Origin of the sequence: Flavobacterium frigoritolerans (genome assembly GCF_025847275.1) — a bacterium.
GTDB classification, from domain to species: domain Bacteria; phylum Bacteroidota; class Bacteroidia; order Flavobacteriales; family Flavobacteriaceae; genus Flavobacterium; species Flavobacterium frigoritolerans.
Genome location: NZ_JAOZEV010000012.1, coordinates 18,006 through 39,563, shown reverse-complemented (window position 1 = coordinate 39,563; position 21,558 = coordinate 18,006). Strand labels below are relative to the sequence as shown.

Here is a 21,558-nt window from a genome sequence, read left to right as displayed (position 1 = left end):
TTATCAAAAAGCTAAATTCATTTGGATTTAGCTTTTTTTATATAGTACTGGTACTTCATAAATAGCTATTATACTTTTTGTTTCCATTTTAGCATTTGGGATTTCCTATAAGCCAAGGGAGAAATCCCTTTAATTTCTTTGAATTTTCGATTAAAATTAGAAATATTATTAAACCCGCATAATTCAGAAACTTCTAAAACCGAAAGCTCTTGGGACCGGGATAATAGCTTCCCGGCCCGCTCAATCCGTATTTCTATCAGGAACTGAAAAAAAGTCTTGTTCGTCCGGACTTTAAAATATTTGCAAAAAGCATTTTTAGTCATATTCGATAAAGCAGCAATTTCCTCGAGGGTAATATTCTTCTGAAAATTAGTCATTACATATTCAAAAACCGTTTGCATACGCTTACCTTCATTATCTGTAATTTTCTTATCATAGATATAACTAGAAAGTGGCACCTTCTTATCTTGAGAAAGTTTCTTAGTTATTTCTAAAAACAGAATAAAACGATCAAATTCATTTACTTTTTTAATTTTCTTAAAACACTTAACGACCTTATTAGAAGGATTATTAACTACAAATCCGTTTTTGCTATTTTCCCAAAAAGGCTGGATGTCTTTTAAAGCAGGCAGCATAAAGAAATCTTTTCCAAAGGAATTAGATGTAAAAAACAATGTTAACATAACTGATAACTCATTTGTATTGGTTTCACTTCTAAACACGTGTGGTAAATTACTTCCTATGACGACAATATCTCCTTTTTGATATGGAGAAATAGTGTCGCCTACAAAAATGGTTCCTTCACCATTTTCAATATAGCTTATTTGAATTTCTTCGTGTTGATGTAATTTATCATAAAAAACAAACTCTACATCCTCTTGATAAATTAGTGAATCTTCTTTAGTTTTTGGAATTTTAAATGGAAATACTTTCATAACAGATAAATTATATGCCATAAATATAAAAAAACATATAGATATTAAGTAATATTTTTAAAAATTAGCATTAAATCGGATAATATAGTATCTTTTTATGATAACTTACCTAATTACATATTTACAGGTTATAAATATTTTTGAAAAAAATTAAAATCGTAATTATGAGTATTCAATGGAAAGGCGTTATGCCAGCAGTTACAACAAAGTTTACTGCCGATGACAAATTAGACTTCAATATGTTTGAAGTAAATGTAAAAGCGCAGCTTGAAGCTGGTGTTTCTGGAATTATTCTGGGAGGAACTCTTGGAGAAGCAAGCACGCTATTAGAAGATGAGAAAAAAGAATTGATCAAAGAGACTATTAACATCGTTAACGGACAAGTTCCAGTGATCATGAATATAGCCGAACAAACTACGCGGGCTGCAATTCTTGCTGCTAATAAAGCCGAAGAAAATGGTGCTAAAGGATTAATGTTATTACCTCCTATGCGTTACAATGCAGCTAGTCATGAAACAGTTACCTATTTCTCTGAAGTGGCAAAAAGCACTTCGCTTCCTATCATGATTTACAACAATCCTATCGATTATAAAATTGACGTTTCATTGGATATGTTCGAAGAAATTTTGAAATTCGATAATATTCAAGCGGTAAAAGAATCTACCAGAGACATATCAAATGTAACCCGAATTATAAATCGTTTTAAAGGCCGTTTAAAAGTATTGTCTGGTGTTGATACTCTAGCATTAGAAAGTATTTTTATGGGGTCTGATGGATGGGTTTCGGGTCTAGTAGATGCATTTCCAGCAGAAACAGTAGCGATTTTCAAATTAGCAAAAGCAGGAAGAGCCGAAGAAGCATTGGCTATTTATAGATGGTTCTTGCCTTTATTAGAATTGGATATTAATCCGCTTTTGGTACAAAACATAAAATTAGCTGAAGTAGCTACAGGTCTGGGAACAGAACATGTTCGTGCCCCGAGATTACCACTTCATGGAGCCGAAAGAGAAAGAGTTTTGGCAATTATTGCAGAAGGCTTACGTACAAGACCTACGCTCCCTGATTATAAATCGATAGTACTATAAAAATATACCCCGTTGGTTTATAAACAGATTTTTTATTAAAAATTTGAAATTATTTATTGTAAAGTTCTAAAGACATTTTAAAAAAAATTGCCCAGACTAAAAGATTAAAAAGCTGAATCGTTTTAATCTATAAAATCTGCAGCAAAACAAAACACACAACTCTAAGTGTCGAATAAAACTTTGCAATTCAAAACCAACGGGATTAAAAATACTTTTTTTTTAAAAGTTGATTTGTTTTTAGTTTGGTTTGTTTTTGAGCTGGTTATTTTGTGATGATAGCCAGCTCATAAAACATAATATTTTTTTAGCAAGTCCGGATTCAATTATAATCTTAAACATACAAAAAATGATTACAGGAAAAAATTATATAGGAAGTCAGCTTAAAGCAGCAGGAACTAAAATATATAAAACAATAAATCCTCAGTTGAATATAGAAAATCCTTGGTCGTTTATAGAAGCAACTCCTGAGGAAATAAATGAAGCTGTTGCTCTGGCAAATGATGCGTTTAAAATTTATAAAAATTATCCAGCACAAAAAAAGGCTGATTTTTTAAATGCTATTGCCGAAGAAATTCTCGCTCTTGGCGATGAATTACTAGAAGTATATTGCTCAGAATCAGGATATCCAAAAGGCAGAGCCGAAGGAGAACGCGGACGCACAATTTTTCAATTACGTACTTTTGCAAACATGCTAACTGAAGGAAGCTGGCTCGAAGCAACAATAGATACTTCTATTCCGGATAGATTGCCTTTACCAAAAGACGATTTACGTAAAATGCTAGTTCCATTAGGACCAGTTGTTGTTTTCGGCTCGAGTAATTTTCCATTTGCATTTTCTACTGCAGGCGGTGATACCGCTTCAGCTTTGGCAGCAGGCTGTCCAGTAATCGTAAAAAGTCATTCGATGCATATCGGAACAGGCGAAATGGTTGCCTCCGCAGTCATAAAAGCAGCAAAAAAGAACAATATTCCCGAAGGCGTTTTCTCCAACTTAATTGGTAGCGGAGTAACACTCGGAACAAGCTTGGTAAAACATCCGCTTGTAAAAGCTGTAGGTTTTACAGGAAGTATTAATGGTGGTAGAGCTTTATTTGATTTGGCTTCACAACGTCCGGAACCTATTCCTGTATTTGCCGAAATGGGAAGCATTAATCCTGTGGTTATATTACCTGATGCATTAGAAAAAAACAGTAAAAAATGGGCAGCTGCCTATGCAGGTTCAATAACATTAGGAACAGGTCAGTTTTGTACTAATCCAGGATTACTTTTAGGGATAAAAGGAGAAAAATTAAATCAATTTATAGATCAATTAGCAGAAGAAATTGAAAAAATAGCTCCCTCTTGTATGTTGCATCCATCAATCAAAGCTGATTTTAATAATGGAAAAGAGAAGATACAATCGCAAAACGGAGTAAGTACTGTTGCTGAATATAAGGGAGAAATCGCTCCAAATTATGCTCCACAAACAATACTCACTGTAGATGGTAAAACCTTCTTAGAAAACCCTGCTTTAAGCCATGAAGTTTTTGGTCCATTTTCTATTATTGTTCAATGTAAAAATAATGAGGAATTGCTAACAATAATTAATAAATTAGACGGACAGTTAACAGGAACTATAATTGCTGAGCCAATGGAACTTTCTAATTATAATGCAGTTGTAGATGCTTTACAGAACAGAGTCGGAAGATTAATTTTTAATGGAGTACCTACTGGTGTCGAAGTGTGTGCTTCGATGATTCATGGTGGCCCCTATCCTGCTTCATCTGACTCACGATTTACAGCTGTAGGAATTCATGCGGTTAAACGCTGGGTACGCCCGTTTAGTTACCAAAATTGGCCAGACGAGTTATTACCTAGTGCATTACAAAATAAAAATCCTTTAAATATTACCAGAACCGTAAATGATATAATAACCAACAAACCTATTTAGTATATGCCAAGAAAAACTTTTTTTTGTGTCGATGCACATACCTGCGGTAACCCAGTGAGAGTGGTTGCTGGAGGCGGTCCGAATTTGGTTGGGAACAACATGAGTGAGAAACGCCAACATTTCTTAAAAGAGTACGATTGGATCCGAAAAGGACTAATGTTTGAACCTCGAGGTCATGATATGATGAGCGGCAGCATACTTTATCCACCAAGTGATCCTAATAATGATTTTGGAATCTTATTTATCGAAACATCTGGCTGTTTGCCAATGTGCGGTCACGGAACTATCGGGACGATAACTATCGCTATTGAAGAAGGATTGGTAACTCCAAAAATTCCAGGTAAGATAAAAATGGAAGCTCCTGCTGGTTTGGTTCAGATTGAATACCAACAAACAGGAAAAAAAGTAGACTGGGTACGATTAACCAATGTTAAATCATACTTAGCTGCAGAAGGTCTTACTGTGGATTGTCCTGAATTGGGCGAAATAGTTTTTGATGTAGCTTATGGCGGAAATTATTATGCAATAGTAGATCCGCAAACCAATTTTTCGGGAATACAGAATTTTACAGCAGGAAAAATTGTTCAATACAGTCAGGAAGTTCGCAAGCGAATTAACGAAAAGTATCCTAACTTTTTCATCCATCCAGAAAATGATACTATTCGCGATGTAAGTCATATGTTATGGACAGGCGATCCTATAGACCCTACATCATCAGGAAGAAATGCTGTTTTTTATGGTGACAAAGCCATAGATCGTTCTCCTTGTGGAACTGGAACATCAGCTAGACTTGCTCAGCTTCACGCAAAGGGCAAACTAAAAAAAGGGGAAGATTATATACACGAAAGTTTTATTGGCAGCAAATTTATAGGAAGAGTCGAAGAAGAAACTACTATTGGAGATATAAAAGCTATTGTTCCAAGCATACAAGGATGGGCAAAAGTATATGGATACAACAATATAATCATTGATGAAGATGAAGATCCTTATGCATTTGGTTTTCAAGTAATTTAATAAAAATATAATTCAAAACAAATCATTGTTTTACAGAACATAATTCGTATCAATGATTTTATAAATTTATAAGTATAATGAAAAAAGTAAGCATTATTGGTGGAGGAATAATCGGACTATGTTCAGCATATTATTTAGCAAAAGAAGGATATCAGGTGGTTATTTTCGATAAATCGGATATGACAGATGGTTGTTCTTATGGGAATGCAGGAATGATAGTTCCTTCACATATTATTCCGTTGGCACAACCAGGGATGATTACTCAAGGGATAAAATGGATGTTTGATAGTCAAAGTCCGTTTTATGTAAAACCCAGATTAAGTATGGATTTGGCAAAATGGGGATTACAATTTTACAAACATGCCAATAAACAACATGTAGAAAAAGCAATGCCAGCACTTTGTAATTTATCCCTTTTTAGTAAAGAGCTATATCAAGATTTTATCAAAGAAAATAATTCTTTTTTTTATGAAAAAAAAGGACTCCTAATGCTTTATAAAACAGAGAAAACAGCCGAAGAAATTAATCATGAAGGAAAATTAGCTGAATGTTTTGGTTTAGAAGTAGATTACCTTTCTAAAGATGAAGTAACTAAACTAGAAAAAGGCACTAAAACTGATGTATTAGGCGGTGTACATTATAAAAGTGATGCGCATATCTATCCTCAAAAATTCATGCAATTTATAAAAGCAGAGTTGAGTAGATTGAATGTAACAATTCACAATAGAACCCTAGTTGAAGATTTTGTAATAAAAAACAATACTGTTACCGAAATACTTACCGACATGGGGCCTTTTATGACCGACGAAGTTGTTTTAGCAACTGGATCATGGAGCCCAAATATTGCCAAAAAATTAAATAGATCTATTTCTATTCTACCAGGAAAAGGATATAGCTTTACTTTAAAAGATATGAGTAAAAAACCTTCTATCCCAGCAATTCTATGCGAAGGAAAAGTTGCTGTGACTCCTATGAACAATGATATTCGTTTTGGAGGTACAATGGAAATTACTCATACTAACGATACCAAAATCAACCAAAATAGAGTTCAGGGAATTGTTAATAGTATCAATGATTTTTACCCTGACTTAAAGATTGAAATGCCCAAAGAAAAAGAAACATGGTACGGATTCAGACCTTGCACTCCATCGGGAATGCCAATAATTGCTAGAGATAAAAGAATAAAAAACTTAACTTTGGCAACTGGACATGCCATGATGGGATTAAGTTTGGCACCTGCAACTGGTAAAATTGTTTCAGAAATTATTTCTGGAAAAAACACCTCCGTTAATACACAAATGTTTCAATTATAAAATTTATGAGATACGAATCGATTCCTTCTTCTTTATTTATCGAAAACAGAAAACGCTTTTCGAAAAAAATGAGCCCAAATAGCTTGGCTATTTTAGTTTCTAATGATGTAATGCCTAATAATGCAGATGATGTTATGGGGTTTGCACAAAACAATGATTTATTCTATTTAACAGGAATTGATCAGGACGAAACTATTTTGGTTCTTTATCCAGATGCATATAAAGAAGAAAATCGAGCTGTTTTATTTGTAAAAGAAGTAAGCGAACATACTAAACTTTGGGATGGGGATTTTTTGACCAAAGATGAAGCAACAGCAATTTCGGGTATAAAAAATGTAAAATGGGTTCATGAATACGAAAAGACATTGCAGCTTTTTGCTTTTGAAGCTGATACCTTTTATTTGGGTCACAATGAACACATTAAAAGAATTACATCCGAAATGGTCACTCGACAAGACCGAATGATACAATGGTGCAAAGAAAAATATCCATTACATCAATACGATCGAGCTGCAAAAATTACCCGTGAATTAAGACCAATAAAGTCTGAAGAAGAAGTTAGTCTTATAAAAAAAGCAGTAGCTATTAGCGTTAAAGGCTTCGAAGGCCTTCTTAGTGCTATTAAACCAAACATAAATGAATTTGAATTAGAAGCCGAACTTGTTTACGAGCTAATAAAAAATGGTGCTACACGTCATGCTTTTAAACCAATTATTGCTGCTGGAAAAAATGCATGTGCCCTACATTATAATTCTAATGATACCGTTTGTAAAGACGATCAAATGGTTTTGGTTGACTTTGGTGTTTGTTACGCCAATTATAATTCAGATACTACCAGATGTGTTCCTGTAAATGGAGTATTTTCTCCTCGTCAGCGAGAAGTATATTCGTCTGTTTTACATTGTTTAAAAGAAGGTTCTAAGTTATTAAAACCTGGTATCAAACATAGTGATTACGAAAAACAAATGGCTGCTTTGGTTGAAAAAGAACTAATTAAACTTGGATTAATTACCAACGAAGATATAGCTAATCAAAAACCAGATTCTCCAGCTTATAAAAAATATTTTATGCACGGAACAGCCCATCATCTAGGACTAGATGTTCATGATGTGGGATTGTATTCTCGCATTTTAGAAAAAGGAATGGTGCTTACCTGCGAACCTGGAATTTATATACCTGAAGAGGAAATCGGTTGTCGATTAGAAAATGATTACCTGCTCACAGATAATGGTAACATCAATCTTTCAGAAGCATTACCTATAGAGATTGAAGATATAGAAAGACTTATTCAAAAAAAATAGTCTTATACCCTCCTTTTAGGACTATTAATTTTAACAGTTACAAGAGCAATTTTGTAACTGTTTTTTTTTGAATTTATTTTAATTATTTCCTGTTTATAAATCAAGATAATACTTTGCTTATAAATCTCTCGCAAGGTCGCAAAGACGAAAAAAAATAACCTGTAAACTTTGCGACTTTACTTGAAAAATTAAATTTTATAAAACTCAAATCTAGCTTCTTTTTTGTCAAAATCACACATAAATAATTGTCCAGTTTTTCTAAATAAATATGCATAATATATGCCATTTATCCCCTATTTACACCTTATTATTTTAGTAAATATTATCCCGTAATTTTTTCAATAAAACAAATAAAGAACCATTTAGTAAACAAATACTTTCAAATCTAGAAAACACAATAAATTAAAAATAAAATATACTCAAAACAAGATAATATAATCTGAGTTTATGATAATATATTGGCATAAAAAAAGCTATAAATGCAAAATATTTGCACTTATTAATAATAAAACCAGTATATGAAATTTAAATTTAATTTTAGGAAAGTTGCAATACTCTTTTTTGTATTTGCAACACAACTAATTCTTGCACAAGAAAGATTAGTTACAGGAATTGTGACCGATGATACAGGAATGCCTTTACCAGGCGTGAGTGTATTAGTTAAAGGAACTAAAACAGGAACACAGACTGACTTTGATGGAGCGTACGCTATCAATGCGTCTCCTAGTCAAATTCTTTCATTTAGCTACATCGGAATGAAAACTCAAGAAATGCCTGCAACTACCAATAAGGTAAACATTAAAATGTCTGGCGGTTCGACATCACTTAACGAAGTTGTAGTTACAGCATTAGGTGTAAAAAGAGAAAAAAAATCTCTTGGTTATGCTACTCAGGAAGTAAAAGGAGAAGATTTAACTAAGGTAAATAGCGGTAACGTAGCAAATTCACTCTCAGGAAAAGTTGCTGGTGTTGATATTAGACGAAATAACAACATAGGTGGTTCAACGAATGTTGTTATCCGTGGATCATCATCGTTAACTGGAGATAATCAAGCTTTATGGGTTGTAGATGGTGTTCCGTTGAACAATGACAACACCAATACAAAAGAACAAAAAACAGCTGGAAACACCGGTGGATATGATTATGGAAATGCTGCATCGGATATAAATCCAGATGATATCGAATCTATAAATGTCCTAAAAGGGGCCGCTGCTTCTGCTCTTTATGGCTCTAGAGCTGCTAATGGAGTTATTCTTGTAACTCTAAAAAAAGGTAACAAAACCAAAGCTGGATTAGGTATCACTTTTAATAGTGGTGTAAACATAGGAGTTGCTGATAAAAAAACATTACCAGAATACCAAATGGAATACGGTGGCGGTTATGGCGATTTTAGTGGTACTGTAAATCTAGGTGGTGGCGTACATCCTTATGCGGCAACAGATGATGCTTCTTGGGGACCAAAATATGATCCAAGCATATTAGTTTACAAGTGGAACTCTTTTTATCCAGAATTACCTACCTATGGTATCCCAACTCCATGGGCTCCTGTTAAAAAAACGCCTAATGATTTTTACCAACATAGTCTTACTTATACTAATAGTATAGCTGTAGCAGGTTCTAATGAAAATGGAGATTTTAGATTTGGATATACAAATTACAATCAAGCACAAGGTATATTACCAAATAGCAGTAACAAAAAAGATAACTTTAATTTATCAGCTAGCTACAACCTTAGTCCAAAAACCAAAATATCAGCTTCAGCAAATTACCTAAAGGCGTATGCAAAAGGGATGAACGAAACAGGATATGGCGATGGTGGAAATAACTACCTAAGTAGTGTGAGACAATGGTATAATACAAGCATTGATTTTCAGGATTTAGAAGATGCTTACAATATAACAGGCAGAAACACGAGTTGGAGTATTGGAATACCAAAAAATTTAGATGTACAATTTCATGATAATCCATACTTTCAACGAGATAAAAACTACAACTCTTTAAACAGAGATCGTTTCTTTGGTAATTTTGCAATAAGCACAGACGTAGCAAAATGGTTAAACGTTGTAGGTAAAGGATCTGTAGATTATTATACGCAATTACAAGAAGAACGTATAGCAGTAGGGTCTAGAAGAGTAGCAAATAAAAAAGGGCAATATTCCAGATATGACAAAACATTCCGTGAAGTCAATTTAGATTTAATCTTAAATTTTAAAACTGATATAACAGAAAATATCAAATTTTATGGGTTATTAGGAGGTAATTCAAGACGATCAGTTAAAGGTAATACCCTTTCAACAACTAATGGAGGTTTAATCGTTCCTGAAAAGTATATGTTAAGTAATACTATATCCCCTATTAACTTCCCTCAGGAATTTTTAGAAACTATAGGTACACAAAGTGTATATGCAAATGCAACTTTCAATTTTAAAGAAACCTATTTCTTGGAAGGTTCTTATAGAGTTGACCAATCTTCAACATTACCTAAGAAAAATAATACATATACATACCCTTCCATTACAGGTACTTATATTTTTAGCAATCATATCGATGCTAGTTGGTTATCATTTGGTAAACTACGTTTAAATTATGCTGAAACTGGAAATGATGCTGAATTTGCAGTAATCCAATCAACCTATGACAAATTGAGTAATTTTGGACCTGATGGTATACGTTTTTCCGATGAAAACAATAAGAGTAACGCCGACTTAAAGAGTGAACTTACTAAAGGTTATGAAGCTGGTATCGAACTTAAATTCTTTAAAAACAGAGTAGGATTAGATTTTTCTTATTACAAAACAAATACTACTAATCAAATTTTATCAATCGAAACTCCTTCACAAACTGGATATAGCAGATCATGGATAAACGGTGGAGATGTTGAGAACAAAGGATATGAACTTTCTTTGAATGTTATTCCGTTTAAAACTAAAGACTTTTCTTGGGAAGCTAGAATTAACTGGGCAACCAATAAAAATAAAGTGCTTGACCTTGGTGGTGCCGAAAGACTTTCTATTGGATCAACTCAAGGAATTGGATATATCGCAGAAGTTGGTAAACCAATCGGACAACTTATCGGAAGAGGATATAAATATCTAGACGGACAGAAAGTTGTAAAAGACAACGGACAATATGAAATTGTAAATGGAGCAACAATTGGTGATGTAAATCCTGAATGGACAGGAGGTATCAACAACATCCTTAACTACAAAAATTTCACTTTTAACTTCCTTATAGATATTAAAAAAGGTGGCGATGTGTATTCATTAGATCAACAATATGGCCATACAACAGGTATTTACCAAAGTACTGTAGGAAACAACCATTTAGGCAACCCAGTGAGAAATTCTATTGCTGATGGTGGAGGAATTATTCTTGATGGTGTAAAGGCAAATGGAACTCCTAACACTACAGTTGTTTTGGCTGATTATGATACTTATAACGCTATGCCACAAGAAAGATACGTTTACGATGCATCTTATGTAAAATTACGTGAAGTAGGATTAAGCTATAGACTGCCTTCTAAATACTTAACAAACACATTTATGAATAGTGTCATTTTTGCTGTAAACGGTAGCAACTTATGGATCATTAGTAAAAACCTTCCGTATGCAGATCCAGAAGCTGGAACATCATCTGGTAACTTACAAGGTTTTCAATCAGGAGTATTGCCTACAACAAAGGAGTATAACTTTAATTTAAAAGTTCAATTCTAAAAACAAATAAAATGAAAAATTTAAAAACAATATTCTTTGCAGGAGCACTATTGCTTACAATAGCTTCTTGTGATGATCTCGATACATTAAACGAAAACACTAAAGCGTATACAACTACTATACCTAGTGCTTTAATGACTACCTCTCAAGTAAATTATTCTTATTTCTTGACAAATGCATCTGTAAATGATAATAACTTTAGAGGATATGCTCAATATTGGTCTACATCAACTTATACAGATGAAGTAAACTACAACCAGGCAAAAAGAAATTTGGGAAACTCTCATTCGGTAATATTATATAGAGATGTTTTAAAAGATTTACAAGTTGCTAAAAACATGATAACTAACGAGCAAGCTCTAGGTTCAATAGAAATTGCTGTTAAGAAAAACAAATTAGCTGTATTAGATATTCAAATCATAATGGCTTACCAAACTTTAGTTGATATTTTTGGTGACATTGTTTACTCAGAAGCATTGGATATTACGAATCATCCAACTCCAAAATATGATGATGCCAAAACAGTTTATCTTGATTTAGCACGCAGATTAGATGAGGCTATTGGAAACCTAGATAGTGGTAACAAAAGTTTTGATTCGGCAGATCTTATTTATAAAGGTAATGTTGCAAAATGGAAAAAACTAGCCAACAGTGTTAAGTTGAAAATGGGATTACATCTTGCTGATGTTGATGCTGCAAAAGCAAAGGCTATGGTAGAATCTGCGTATAACTCCGGATTAATGAATAACAATTCTGAAAACGCTTTGTTTCAATACTTCAGTACTACTGTAGATCAAAATCCATTATATACAAGTTTGGTAGACGAAACACAAATCATACTTACAGAATTTTTTGTAAACGAATTAAATGCCAAATCTGACCCAAGAAGAGATATCTTTTTTGATCCAATTTCAAAAATTGATGGAGTATATAAAGGTGCTCCATATGCAAAACAAGTTACCTACAGTGGCTACTCACTTCCTGGAGTTAGAATAAAACAAAATACAAATCCAGGTGTAATTTTCGATTATACTGAAACTTGTTTCTTGCTTGCCGATGCTGCAAACAGAGGCTTTAGCGTAGGTGGCACAGCTGCCGATTACTATGAAAAAGGAATTCGCTCTAGCATGGATTATTGGAACGTTTCAAGTGCTGATGCAGATGCTTATATAGCTAGAACTGATGTAGCTTTTGCTACTGCTTCTGGAACTGATAAACAAAAAATTGCTTACCAACTTTGGATTGCTTACTACAACCGCGGTTTCGAAGCTTGGACTGAGTACAGAAGACTAGACTTCCCTATTTTGGTAGCTCCTCCAACAGCAGTTGCTGAGGCTGAAGGAAAAGTACCAGTACGAAATATATATTCTCTTTTTGATTCTACATTAAACAGAGATAACTACAATGCTGCTGCCACTGCAATTGGCGGTGATAAAATGACAACAAAATTATTCTGGGATAAATTTTAATTTTGAATTAGTAACATATTAAGCTTTCCTTGAATTTAAACAGGCACTCCCCAGTGCCTGTTTTTTTTATGCCTAATTTAATAGTTTATTATTAAGCAGTTGGATACAAACTTTTTAACATATAGATTTTACAAACTCTAAAAAAGACGTTTCACTTATTCAAAATCCACATAGCAAACAAGGCTGTTAAAGAAATATTTTATTTTTTGGTATTCTTTTTTACGCATAAAATCTATGCTTCAATATGCTAGATGCCGTCTTATAGAGTTACACTCGATAATAATTATTATTCAAAGCCAATATTCGCAAAATGAGAAATATTCATCATTTTATAAGAATAAAAATACATAATGAAATTTTAAACATAATTTATAGATAATTTCATATCATAAACGAATAAAATAGTATAACTACATAATTTAATATAAAAATATCTTTGGTTTCATACTAACAAATTCCTAAGATTATGAAAACAAAATTATTTTTATTTATGGCGTTCATTTTCGTTTTAAAAATAAGTGCACAAGGTCTTCCTTGTCGGACTAGCGAAGAAAACGAAAAAATCTACAAACTGAATCCCCATGCATTAAAAGAAAAACAAGACTTTGATGCATTTAGTAAAAAATTCAGTACAGAGAGAAAATCCATAACATCCAAAAAAGTAGAAACATCCTATGTTATACCAGTAGTGTTTCATATTTATGGTGATGTGCAAAGTGGAAAAACCGTTACTTACCAAAAAATCGTAAATCATCTAAAAGAACTTAATGATGATTTTAATGGACGTAATGCTGATTACGCTACGGTTGATCCTTTTTTTCAAGCAAGAAGAGGAACATTAAAAATTGAATTCAAACTTGCCAAAATCGATCCAAATGGTGGTTGCAGCTCAGGAGTTGTATTTCACCCAGCCAAAAATGGTTATGGTAATGGCGGTGGATACGATGATCAAATTGCAGCAGATGCATGGGACAATAAAAAGTACATGAATGTTTACATCCAAAACGATTTGTATGCTGACGGTACACTTAACAATTCAGGAGTTGCATGGTATCCTAGCTCAAGCATGACTGCCAGCAATACAGCTAGGGTTGTTTTTAACGGAGCCTATTTATTTGACAACTCATACAGCAAAGAGTTTTCTGCTACTCTAACACATGAATTTGGCCATTATTTAAACTTAATACATACTTTCGAAGGTGGATGTACAGGTTCAGATGAGGTAGATGACACTCCTCTCGAAGACGGAAAACATACTTTATCTTGTACACAAGGAACAAACTGTAATGGCGACAGAGTAAACAATGAAAACTATATGGGATACAATGGAGCCCAAGGTTGCTATAAAATGTACACTCAGGGACAAATCGATAGAATGCTTGCTGCATTAGAGCACCCTTCAAGAAAAACACTTTGGCAAGAAAGCAACTTAATAGCTACAGGAGTAAACACTACAGGAGGTCTATTAGCATCAAGTACAAACTTCTTTAAGGAAGCCGTTATAAACGATGGTTCATTTGATGCTGCACCAGTAATTACCCTTTCAGGAACAGAAACATTTGCACTTGCATCTGGAACACTTGCATCTGGAACACATTTCACTCATAACTTTCCTGCAGGAATTACTCCAGTAATTACAGTTAATTCTAATTCTCAATTAACCGTTACCTTAACAGGAAAAGCGACAAGTCATTTAAAATCTAATAGTGCCAAAGGAACAATTACATTCTTACCAGCAGCTTTTTCAGGTGGAGCTTCAACTATGACCTGTACTGCTATGTATTTCGATATTAAATTTGTAGATCCGTACGGAATTTACTTCGTAGATATGCCTGATGCTACTGCAAATGCATCACTTACATGGAAAGCATTTGACATAGAAAAAGGAGATGATCCATCTTTTGGAGCTTGGAGATATGCAGCCAATGCATTAAAGATCGAGACTTATGCTAAAAAATTAGTATGCGAAACAGGAACAAGAAATATTTCATTACTTCCTGCAAATACACAAGTAGGACCAACAAGCAATTTTAAAGCTCCAGGAGCATATCCTGACCAATTGGATTTACGTACAACAACATACAAAGCTTGGGATGGTAAAACAGGATATGTAGGTTTTGACTATCTACTTGAGGGCGCGACTTGTTATGGATGGTTTAAAGTTACTGTAGATGCGGATGGAAACGGATATACAATATCTGAATACGCATATAACACACAACCAGGCTCACCTATTACTACTGGAGTAACTGCAAAAGTTGGTGTAACATTATCTCCTAGTACGTTATATGAATCAGATAATAATGATGGTAGCGTTCCTGCAAATGCCGTAATTACGTTATCGACCAATAACGGAACTTTTACAAAAAGTACAGGTGCATTAACAGCAGGTACTGATTATACAATTACAGGAGTTCCAGCTGGATTAACCGCAACTTTAACATTAGAGAACAACTCCAAAGCTGTACTTGCTTTCACAGGAAAGGCAACTTCTCACTTACCTAATAATAATTCTTCGGTAATAGTAACATTTAAAGATGCAGCTATAACTGGTGGAGTTACAACACTTGATAATGCATCAAAAACAATAAAAGTAGAATTTGAGGCTCCTTTTGGAATCTATTATGTAGACAATCCTGATTATAGCGCTTCATCTGCAGCAAACTGGAAATGGTTTAGTTTGGCTATTGGAGATAATACCGAATATGGAGCATGGCAATTTGCAGCAAATGCATTAAAAATTGAAACCTATGGTAAAAGATTGGTTTGCGAATCTGGAACAAGAAATATTACTAAAGTTCCTGCAGGAGGCACAATAGGATCGTCAAGTAATTTTACAGCCCCGGGAGCATATCCTAATCAATTAGATTTACGTACAGCAGCATACAATGTATGGGATAACGAAACTGGTTATGTAGGTTTTGAATACACCAACAGAGGAAGAATATGTTATGGATGGATGAAAGTAAAAGTAGATGCAACTGGAAATGGATATACCATCACTAATTTTGCTTATAATACAAAACCAAATGAGTCTATAACAACACCTATTATTAATGCTCCAAGTAATCTGGCAGCAACAATAAATGTAACAGCACTTACGGTTGCATTAACATGGGTAGACAACTCAGATAATGAAACAGGCTTTACATTAGAAAGAGCCGAAGGAACTGGCGCATATAGCGTTATCAAAACTTTTGCCCCAAACATCCCTTCTTATACTGATACTGGATTAACAAAAGGAAATGCGTATTCTTATAGAATAAAAGCAAACATGAATGCTACAAGCTCTGATTATTCGAATGTTGTAACCGCAACTATCGAAGATACAAATCCTAACCCTACATTGGCTAAACCAGTAATTAATGAAGGTAATACAGGAATATATGCTACAGGATTTTATGTAACATGGGGATTAATTAATGGCGCAACGAGTTATGATATTCAGGTATATAATGAAACTGACGGATGGGTTGATCAAGGAACATCAACAGAGCATTTCTTATATATCACTAAGAAAGGAACACAAACAAGTTATAGAGTAAGAATGAGAGCTGTAAATGCAACTGGCACAAGTGACTGGAGCACTCCTAGAGATTTCATTCTTCCTGGAGCATTACTAGCGCCATCTAATCTTGTTGCAACAGCAAATGCAACTACTCTTGAAGTTGATTTAACATGGGATGATAACTCAGATATCGAAACTGGATTCTCTATAGAAAGAGCCTTAGGTAACGGAACATACAGCGTAATTGCAACTCTTGGAGCCGATGAAAATTCATATACAGATACAGGGTTAACAGCAGGAAGTAGCTACTCATATAAAGTAAGAGCAAACGAGAATGCAACATATTCTACGTATTCGAATATTGCAACAGTAACTTTCGATGATGTAAACCCAGGTCTTGAAATACCAGTATTTTATGACCCAACAAATGGAACTTACACTTATGGTTTTTACGCTACATGGGCTTTAATTAGTGGAGCTACTAGTTATGAAATACAATTATATAACGCAGTAACAGGATGGGCAGATTTTGCAACATCTACTACTTATAACCAATATATAGCTAAACAAGGTGAAGAAAAAAACTATAAAATAAGAATTAGAGCAGTATATGCAACTGGTGCAAGTGATTGGAGCGCTCCTATGGATGTTACCCTTCCTCCTACACTTGGAGTTAATGAAGTTGAAAATGAAAAATCATTTACAGTTTCCCCAAATCCAGCTTCAGATGTTGTTAATTTCTCCTTTAAGAATATAGACACAACAACTCTTGTCATTTCAATTTATAATAATACCGGAGCTTTAATCGATACAGTTCGTAATGCAACTAGTTATTATGTGAACCATTTACCAACAGGTATTTATTATGTAGTTTTTACTGATGGTACGATTAAAGAAACCAAAAAGTTAGTAATTAAATAAGTAGTGATTTTAGAAAAATAATTTCTAAAACTAAACCGCCGAAAGATATCCTTTCGGCGGTTTTTCTTTTTACATAACTTTGCATGATTAAGTAAGAAACAATATGAGAAAACAATATAACTTACGTCCGAGTAAAGAAGGCCTAAGAGCTTGGGATATACATCGATTAATAGAGTTGTCAAAAAACTTCTCAGTTAAACGTATTTTACTAAGTGAAATTAACGAAGTAAACGAAATATATTGGTTTCAAGACCCAAGCCAATTACCCACTGGTACGGCAATTCTGGAGCATATAAAACTTATGGAAGAAGCAAGTTTAGAATATCCTATTATCTTGTGTGCCAATGGGCGATTAATGGATGGAATGCATAGAGTAATGAAGGCGCTTCAACAAGGTCATACTGATATTAAAGCAGTACAGTTTGAAACTACACCCGAACCCGATTTTATAGGTATTCCGGCAGACGAACTACCGTATTGAAAATTAAACTTTCCTTATTTCCTGCAAGGTTTTTAAAACCTTGTAGGTATATAGATAGTCGGTACTAAATACCCAACAGGTTTTTAATATTAATAATCATACCTACAAGGTCAAAAAAGACCTTGCAGGATAATAAATCTGCGTGAAAATTTAAAGCTTAAACTTCAAACATCTTAAAAGACTTTAAATAATTTTAATACCCAAATGGATTTTCAACACTATCCATTGGTTCGGTAAACCATTTTGGACCATTAGTAGTCATATAAAAATGATCTTCATGACGAATACCAAATTTTCCTGGAATACAAATCATCGGTTCATTACTTACAACCATTCCTTCTTCAAGTTTAATTTCGCTACCTCGTACCAAATAAGGATACTCATGAATGTCTAAACCTGTTCCATGCCCTACTCTGTGTGGCAATCCCGGTAAATTATAATCAGGGCTTAATCCTGCTTCTGCAAGAGTTTTTCTGGCAGCATCATCAACAGAACCACAAGTCGCTCCTATTTGAGCAGCTTCAAAAGCGGTACGTTGTGTTGCTTTTTCAAGATTCCAAATCGTTTTATATTCTTCAGATGGAGTTCCGTAAGCGTATGATCTGGTAATATCCGAAAGATACCCTTCTAGTCTGCAACCAGTATCTATAATAACAGCTCCATTTTCTTTTAAATCCTGAGGAACAGATACCCCGTGAGGATATTGAGTATCATCAGCAAACAAGACAATACAAAAATACGATCCCGAAGATACACCAGCTTTTATATGTGCATCGTTGATAAAAGCTGTAACCTCATTAACGCTAATACCAGGTCGCAATATTCTAGCTGCAGCACGTTGTACTACCATCGTAATGTCCTTCGCTTTTTGTATAATCGCAATTTCATTAACCGATTTTTGCATTCGACAACCCGAAGTAATTGGAAGTGCATTTACGATAGTGTATGTATGATTTGTTTTGATCACACCATCGACTAAAAAATATGGAGCCGATTCATCTATAGCGATAGTTTCGTTATCTATATTTTTATTCTTTAATAATTCTCCCATTAACGCATAAGGGGATTCATGCTCTTCCCAACAGTTGATTTTTCCGTTAATTTCCATATACTTTTTAAAAGTACCTTCTTCAAACTTAGGAACAATATAATCCAGTGTTCCATCATCATATAATAAAGCTCCAACCATTCTTTCAGAAGGATTCCATTTTGTACCAGTAAAATAATAAAGGTTCGTTCCAGCATTAACAAATGTTGCCTTTACCTTTATATCCTTCATAATAGTAACTGCTTTTTTAATTCGTCCTAAATATTCCTCTGCTTGTATTGGTTTTACATCCAGTGTCATATTTACTATTTTTTCTAACTCAACAGCAACGGTTGAACCTCCTATTCCAATTGTCATTTTTTATATTTTAAATTGTTTAATTAATATGTTTAAAACTTATGTGGTGAAAATTTTAACCGCTAAGTTCGCAAAGATTTACGCAAAGCTCGCAAAGATTTTAAATTCTTTCTAATCAAGAGCGGGAAATTAACCGCAAAGAACACAGTCCCGATAGCTATCGGGATACATAAAGTTCACAAAGTTCCTCCTCAATATTGTCATTCTGAGCGGAGTCGAAGAATCATCACGAGAAACTACATAATCTTTGTCAAGCTATTTAATGCGCCCCCCTTCATTTCACAGGATAGCAAGATTGTGATTCCCTTTTAACAAAAAAATCACTCTCAGTTTCCTAGCCCCTCAGAACCTCTGCCCCTTTGAACCTCAAGAAAAAACCTATCTCAAAATAAACCCATTTTTCATAGGATCTTTTGGATCAATAATAAAAGTATTTACGCCAGTTACAAAAGCAGTTCCTTCTACTTGTGGAATCACAGCCTTAAATGGTCCAAAGTCTTTTTCTTCAACAAGCGAACCTTTAAAAGTACTTCCGGTAATACTTTCAATCGTAATAGATTCATTTAAATTTATAGTATTCCTTGCGTTCTCAATAGCGATTCTACCCGACACACCCGAACCTGTTGGAGAACGATCGACTTCACCATCGGCAAAAACACAAACATTTCTGCTATGATTAACAATATCCTGAGGTTCATCTATAAAAATAGTTCCGTAAAGAAAACTCAAATCATCTTCAAATGGATGCAAAATTTCTTTGTCTTGATTCATTACAGCATGTTTTATATCAATTCCGCTTAAGATAATAGCACGGTAGTCTTCTTCTGTCAAACCAAAGTTCAAATTCGTATTCTTTCTCAAATCAACATAAGCATAAAAAGCACCACCATACGCCAAATCATAAATAATATTTCCTATACCCGGAACATCTACAATACGATCCAATCCTACAACAAAACTAGGTACACAATGAAATCGTACTCCTGTTACTTCTCTGTTTTTTATATTTACATATGAATAAATACGACCACAAGGAGCATCTATTTTTAATTCATTTTCACCTTCCTTAATACTAATCCAATTCATTTTTGCGGCAAGTGTACTAATAGCAATAATAGCGTGACCGCACATACTACTATATCCCTCATTATGCATAAACAAAATTCCAAAATCGGCATCGTCGTCATTTGGCGGAAGCAAAATACAACCGTACATATCAGCATGACCACGAGGCTCAAACATCAATGACGTTCTTAAGTAATCGTAATTTTCTTTTATGTCACGACGATATTCCAATACACTATTTCCTTTAAGTTCAGGAAACCCAGAAACAATAACACGCAATGGTTCACCACCAGTATGCATATCAATTGTTTTAATTTGTAGCGCATTCGAAGCCATTTTATATTCAGTGTTGGTGCAAATATTAGTATACGTTTTAGACATTTATTTCTGATTTTAAATTAAACTCTTTATAAAAATAAGCCGCGGCAACAAGATCTTCTAAAGCATGACCTACTGACTTAAAAAAAGTGATTTCAGTATCAGATGTTCTGCCTGTTTTTTTATTACTGCATAATTCAAATAAATCTGCCTTAATAGATTCTCTTGTAATAATACCATTAGTTAACGGAATCAATATATCACCACTTTCTTTTAGCCCGCCTTGATAGGTATCAAGGAACACACTAGATTTTAGGATTGCTTCATCATCAGCTTCACGCATATCTTTTTTGTAGGCACCAACTAAATCCAAATGTTGTCCTTCTTTAAGCCATTTACCAAACACAAGCGGAACAGGAGATAATGTTGCCGAAGAAATAATGGCAACTTGCGATATCACCTCTTCTATTGTAGAAACTGCTTTACATGTAAAAGGAAAACCTTTTAATGCGTCGCAAACCAATTGTGCTTTTTGTATGGTTCTCCCCCACACATATACCTCTTTTATAGGGCGAACACTGGCATGCGCCTGAATTAAATTAATAGCCAAAGCACCAGTTCCAATCATAAGCATAGACGAAGCGTCCTTACGAGAAAGATAACTACTAGCCAATGCAGATGTTGCAGCAGTTCTTTTGCCCGTTAAGGATTTTGCATCCAGAATAGCTTTAATATTACCCTTATGAGCATCTAGATAAATGTATGTTCCTTGTATCGAAGGCAAATCATATTTACCATTATTAGGACTTACAGTAACGATTTTTACTCCCAAATCTTTTCCCGGTTGGAAAGCAGGCATTAATAATAATGTTGAATCTTTGTTTTCTTCTGGATTAGCAAAATCATGATGATGCCGAAGAGGTACTTCTATAGCCGAAGTCGAAAATCCCTCACGAAGTCCTTCGATTAGTTTTTTAAAATCACAATTTTCTTCAATGAAATTGTCTGAAATAAATTGAATAGGTTCCATATTTTAAGTTGAAATTTTACTAAAAATAGTAGATTATTTTTTCCAAATCCAATTTCACAAAGAACTAGTT

General features: G+C 34.0%; 13 protein-coding genes. 9 read left to right on the top strand and 4 right to left on the bottom strand.

The window, feature by feature from the left end:
* Positions 1-68 precede the first annotated feature (68 nt).
* Positions 69-935: an AraC family transcriptional regulator gene (locus OIU80_RS14675; protein ID WP_264287743.1), complete on the bottom strand. Its 867-nt coding sequence runs from the start codon at positions 933-935 to the stop codon at positions 69-71.
* Between the two features lie 164 nt (positions 936-1,099).
* Between OIU80_RS14675 and OIU80_RS14670 the strand changes: the two genes are divergently transcribed.
* The 9 genes from OIU80_RS14670 to OIU80_RS14630 all read left to right on the top strand — a co-directional run bounded on the left by OIU80_RS14670 (position 1,100) and on the right by OIU80_RS14630 (position 17,670).
* Positions 1,100-2,020, top strand: coding sequence for a dihydrodipicolinate synthase family protein (locus tag OIU80_RS14670; protein WP_264287742.1), 921 nt, complete (start codon positions 1,100-1,102; stop codon positions 2,018-2,020).
* A 346-nt stretch (positions 2,021-2,366) separates the two neighbouring features.
* Positions 2,367-3,950 carry an aldehyde dehydrogenase (NADP(+)) gene (locus tag OIU80_RS14665; RefSeq protein ID WP_264287741.1) on the top strand — a complete coding sequence of 528 codons (1,584 nt, stop codon included), beginning with the start codon at positions 2,367-2,369 and terminating at the stop codon, positions 3,948-3,950.
* 3 nt (positions 3,951-3,953) lie between these two features.
* Complete coding sequence (locus OIU80_RS14660; protein WP_264287740.1) at positions 3,954-4,964, top strand: 4-hydroxyproline epimerase; 1,011 nt, start codon at positions 3,954-3,956, stop codon at positions 4,962-4,964.
* 77 nt (positions 4,965-5,041) lie between these two features.
* On the top strand, positions 5,042-6,277 hold the full coding sequence (locus OIU80_RS14655) for an NAD(P)/FAD-dependent oxidoreductase (protein WP_264287739.1): 1,236 nt from the start codon (positions 5,042-5,044) through the stop codon (positions 6,275-6,277).
* Between the two features lie 5 nt (positions 6,278-6,282).
* Positions 6,283-7,578 (top strand): aminopeptidase P family protein, encoded by a 1,296-nt coding sequence (locus OIU80_RS14650; RefSeq protein WP_264287738.1) that lies wholly within the window; start codon positions 6,283-6,285, stop codon positions 7,576-7,578.
* 518 nt (positions 7,579-8,096) lie between these two features.
* Positions 8,097-11,291 carry a SusC/RagA family TonB-linked outer membrane protein gene (locus OIU80_RS14645; RefSeq protein WP_264287737.1) on the top strand — a complete coding sequence of 1,065 codons (3,195 nt, stop codon included), beginning with the start codon at positions 8,097-8,099 and terminating at the stop codon, positions 11,289-11,291.
* Positions 11,292-11,302: 11 nt separating this feature from the next.
* Positions 11,303-12,760 (top strand): SusD/RagB family nutrient-binding outer membrane lipoprotein, encoded by a 1,458-nt coding sequence (locus OIU80_RS14640; RefSeq protein WP_264287736.1) that lies wholly within the window; start codon positions 11,303-11,305, stop codon positions 12,758-12,760.
* Between the two features lie 466 nt (positions 12,761-13,226).
* Positions 13,227-17,189 (top strand): M43 family zinc metalloprotease, encoded by a 3,963-nt coding sequence (locus OIU80_RS14635; RefSeq protein WP_264287735.1) that lies wholly within the window; start codon positions 13,227-13,229, stop codon positions 17,187-17,189.
* Between the two features lie 103 nt (positions 17,190-17,292).
* Positions 17,293-17,670 (top strand): hypothetical protein, encoded by a 378-nt coding sequence (locus OIU80_RS14630; RefSeq protein WP_264287734.1) that lies wholly within the window; start codon positions 17,293-17,295, stop codon positions 17,668-17,670.
* Between the two features lie 193 nt (positions 17,671-17,863).
* Here OIU80_RS14630 and OIU80_RS14625 read toward each other — a convergent pair whose 3' ends face one another.
* The 3 genes from OIU80_RS14625 to OIU80_RS14615 form a co-directional block, all read right to left on the bottom strand.
* Positions 17,864-19,075, bottom strand: a complete 1,212-nt coding sequence (locus OIU80_RS14625) for a M24 family metallopeptidase (RefSeq protein WP_264287733.1) — start codon at positions 19,073-19,075, stop codon at positions 17,864-17,866.
* 378 nt (positions 19,076-19,453) lie between these two features.
* The gene (locus OIU80_RS14620) at positions 19,454-20,521 is read right to left on the bottom strand and encodes a proline racemase family protein (RefSeq protein ID WP_264287732.1); all 1,068 of its coding nucleotides are present in this window, start codon (positions 20,519-20,521) and stop codon (positions 19,454-19,456) included.
* On the bottom strand, positions 20,514-21,488 hold the full coding sequence (locus tag OIU80_RS14615; RefSeq protein ID WP_264287731.1) for an ornithine cyclodeaminase family protein: 975 nt from the start codon (positions 21,486-21,488) through the stop codon (positions 20,514-20,516). Before OIU80_RS14615 ends, OIU80_RS14620 begins: the two co-directional genes overlap by 8 nt.
* Positions 21,489-21,558: the final 70 nt, after the last annotated feature.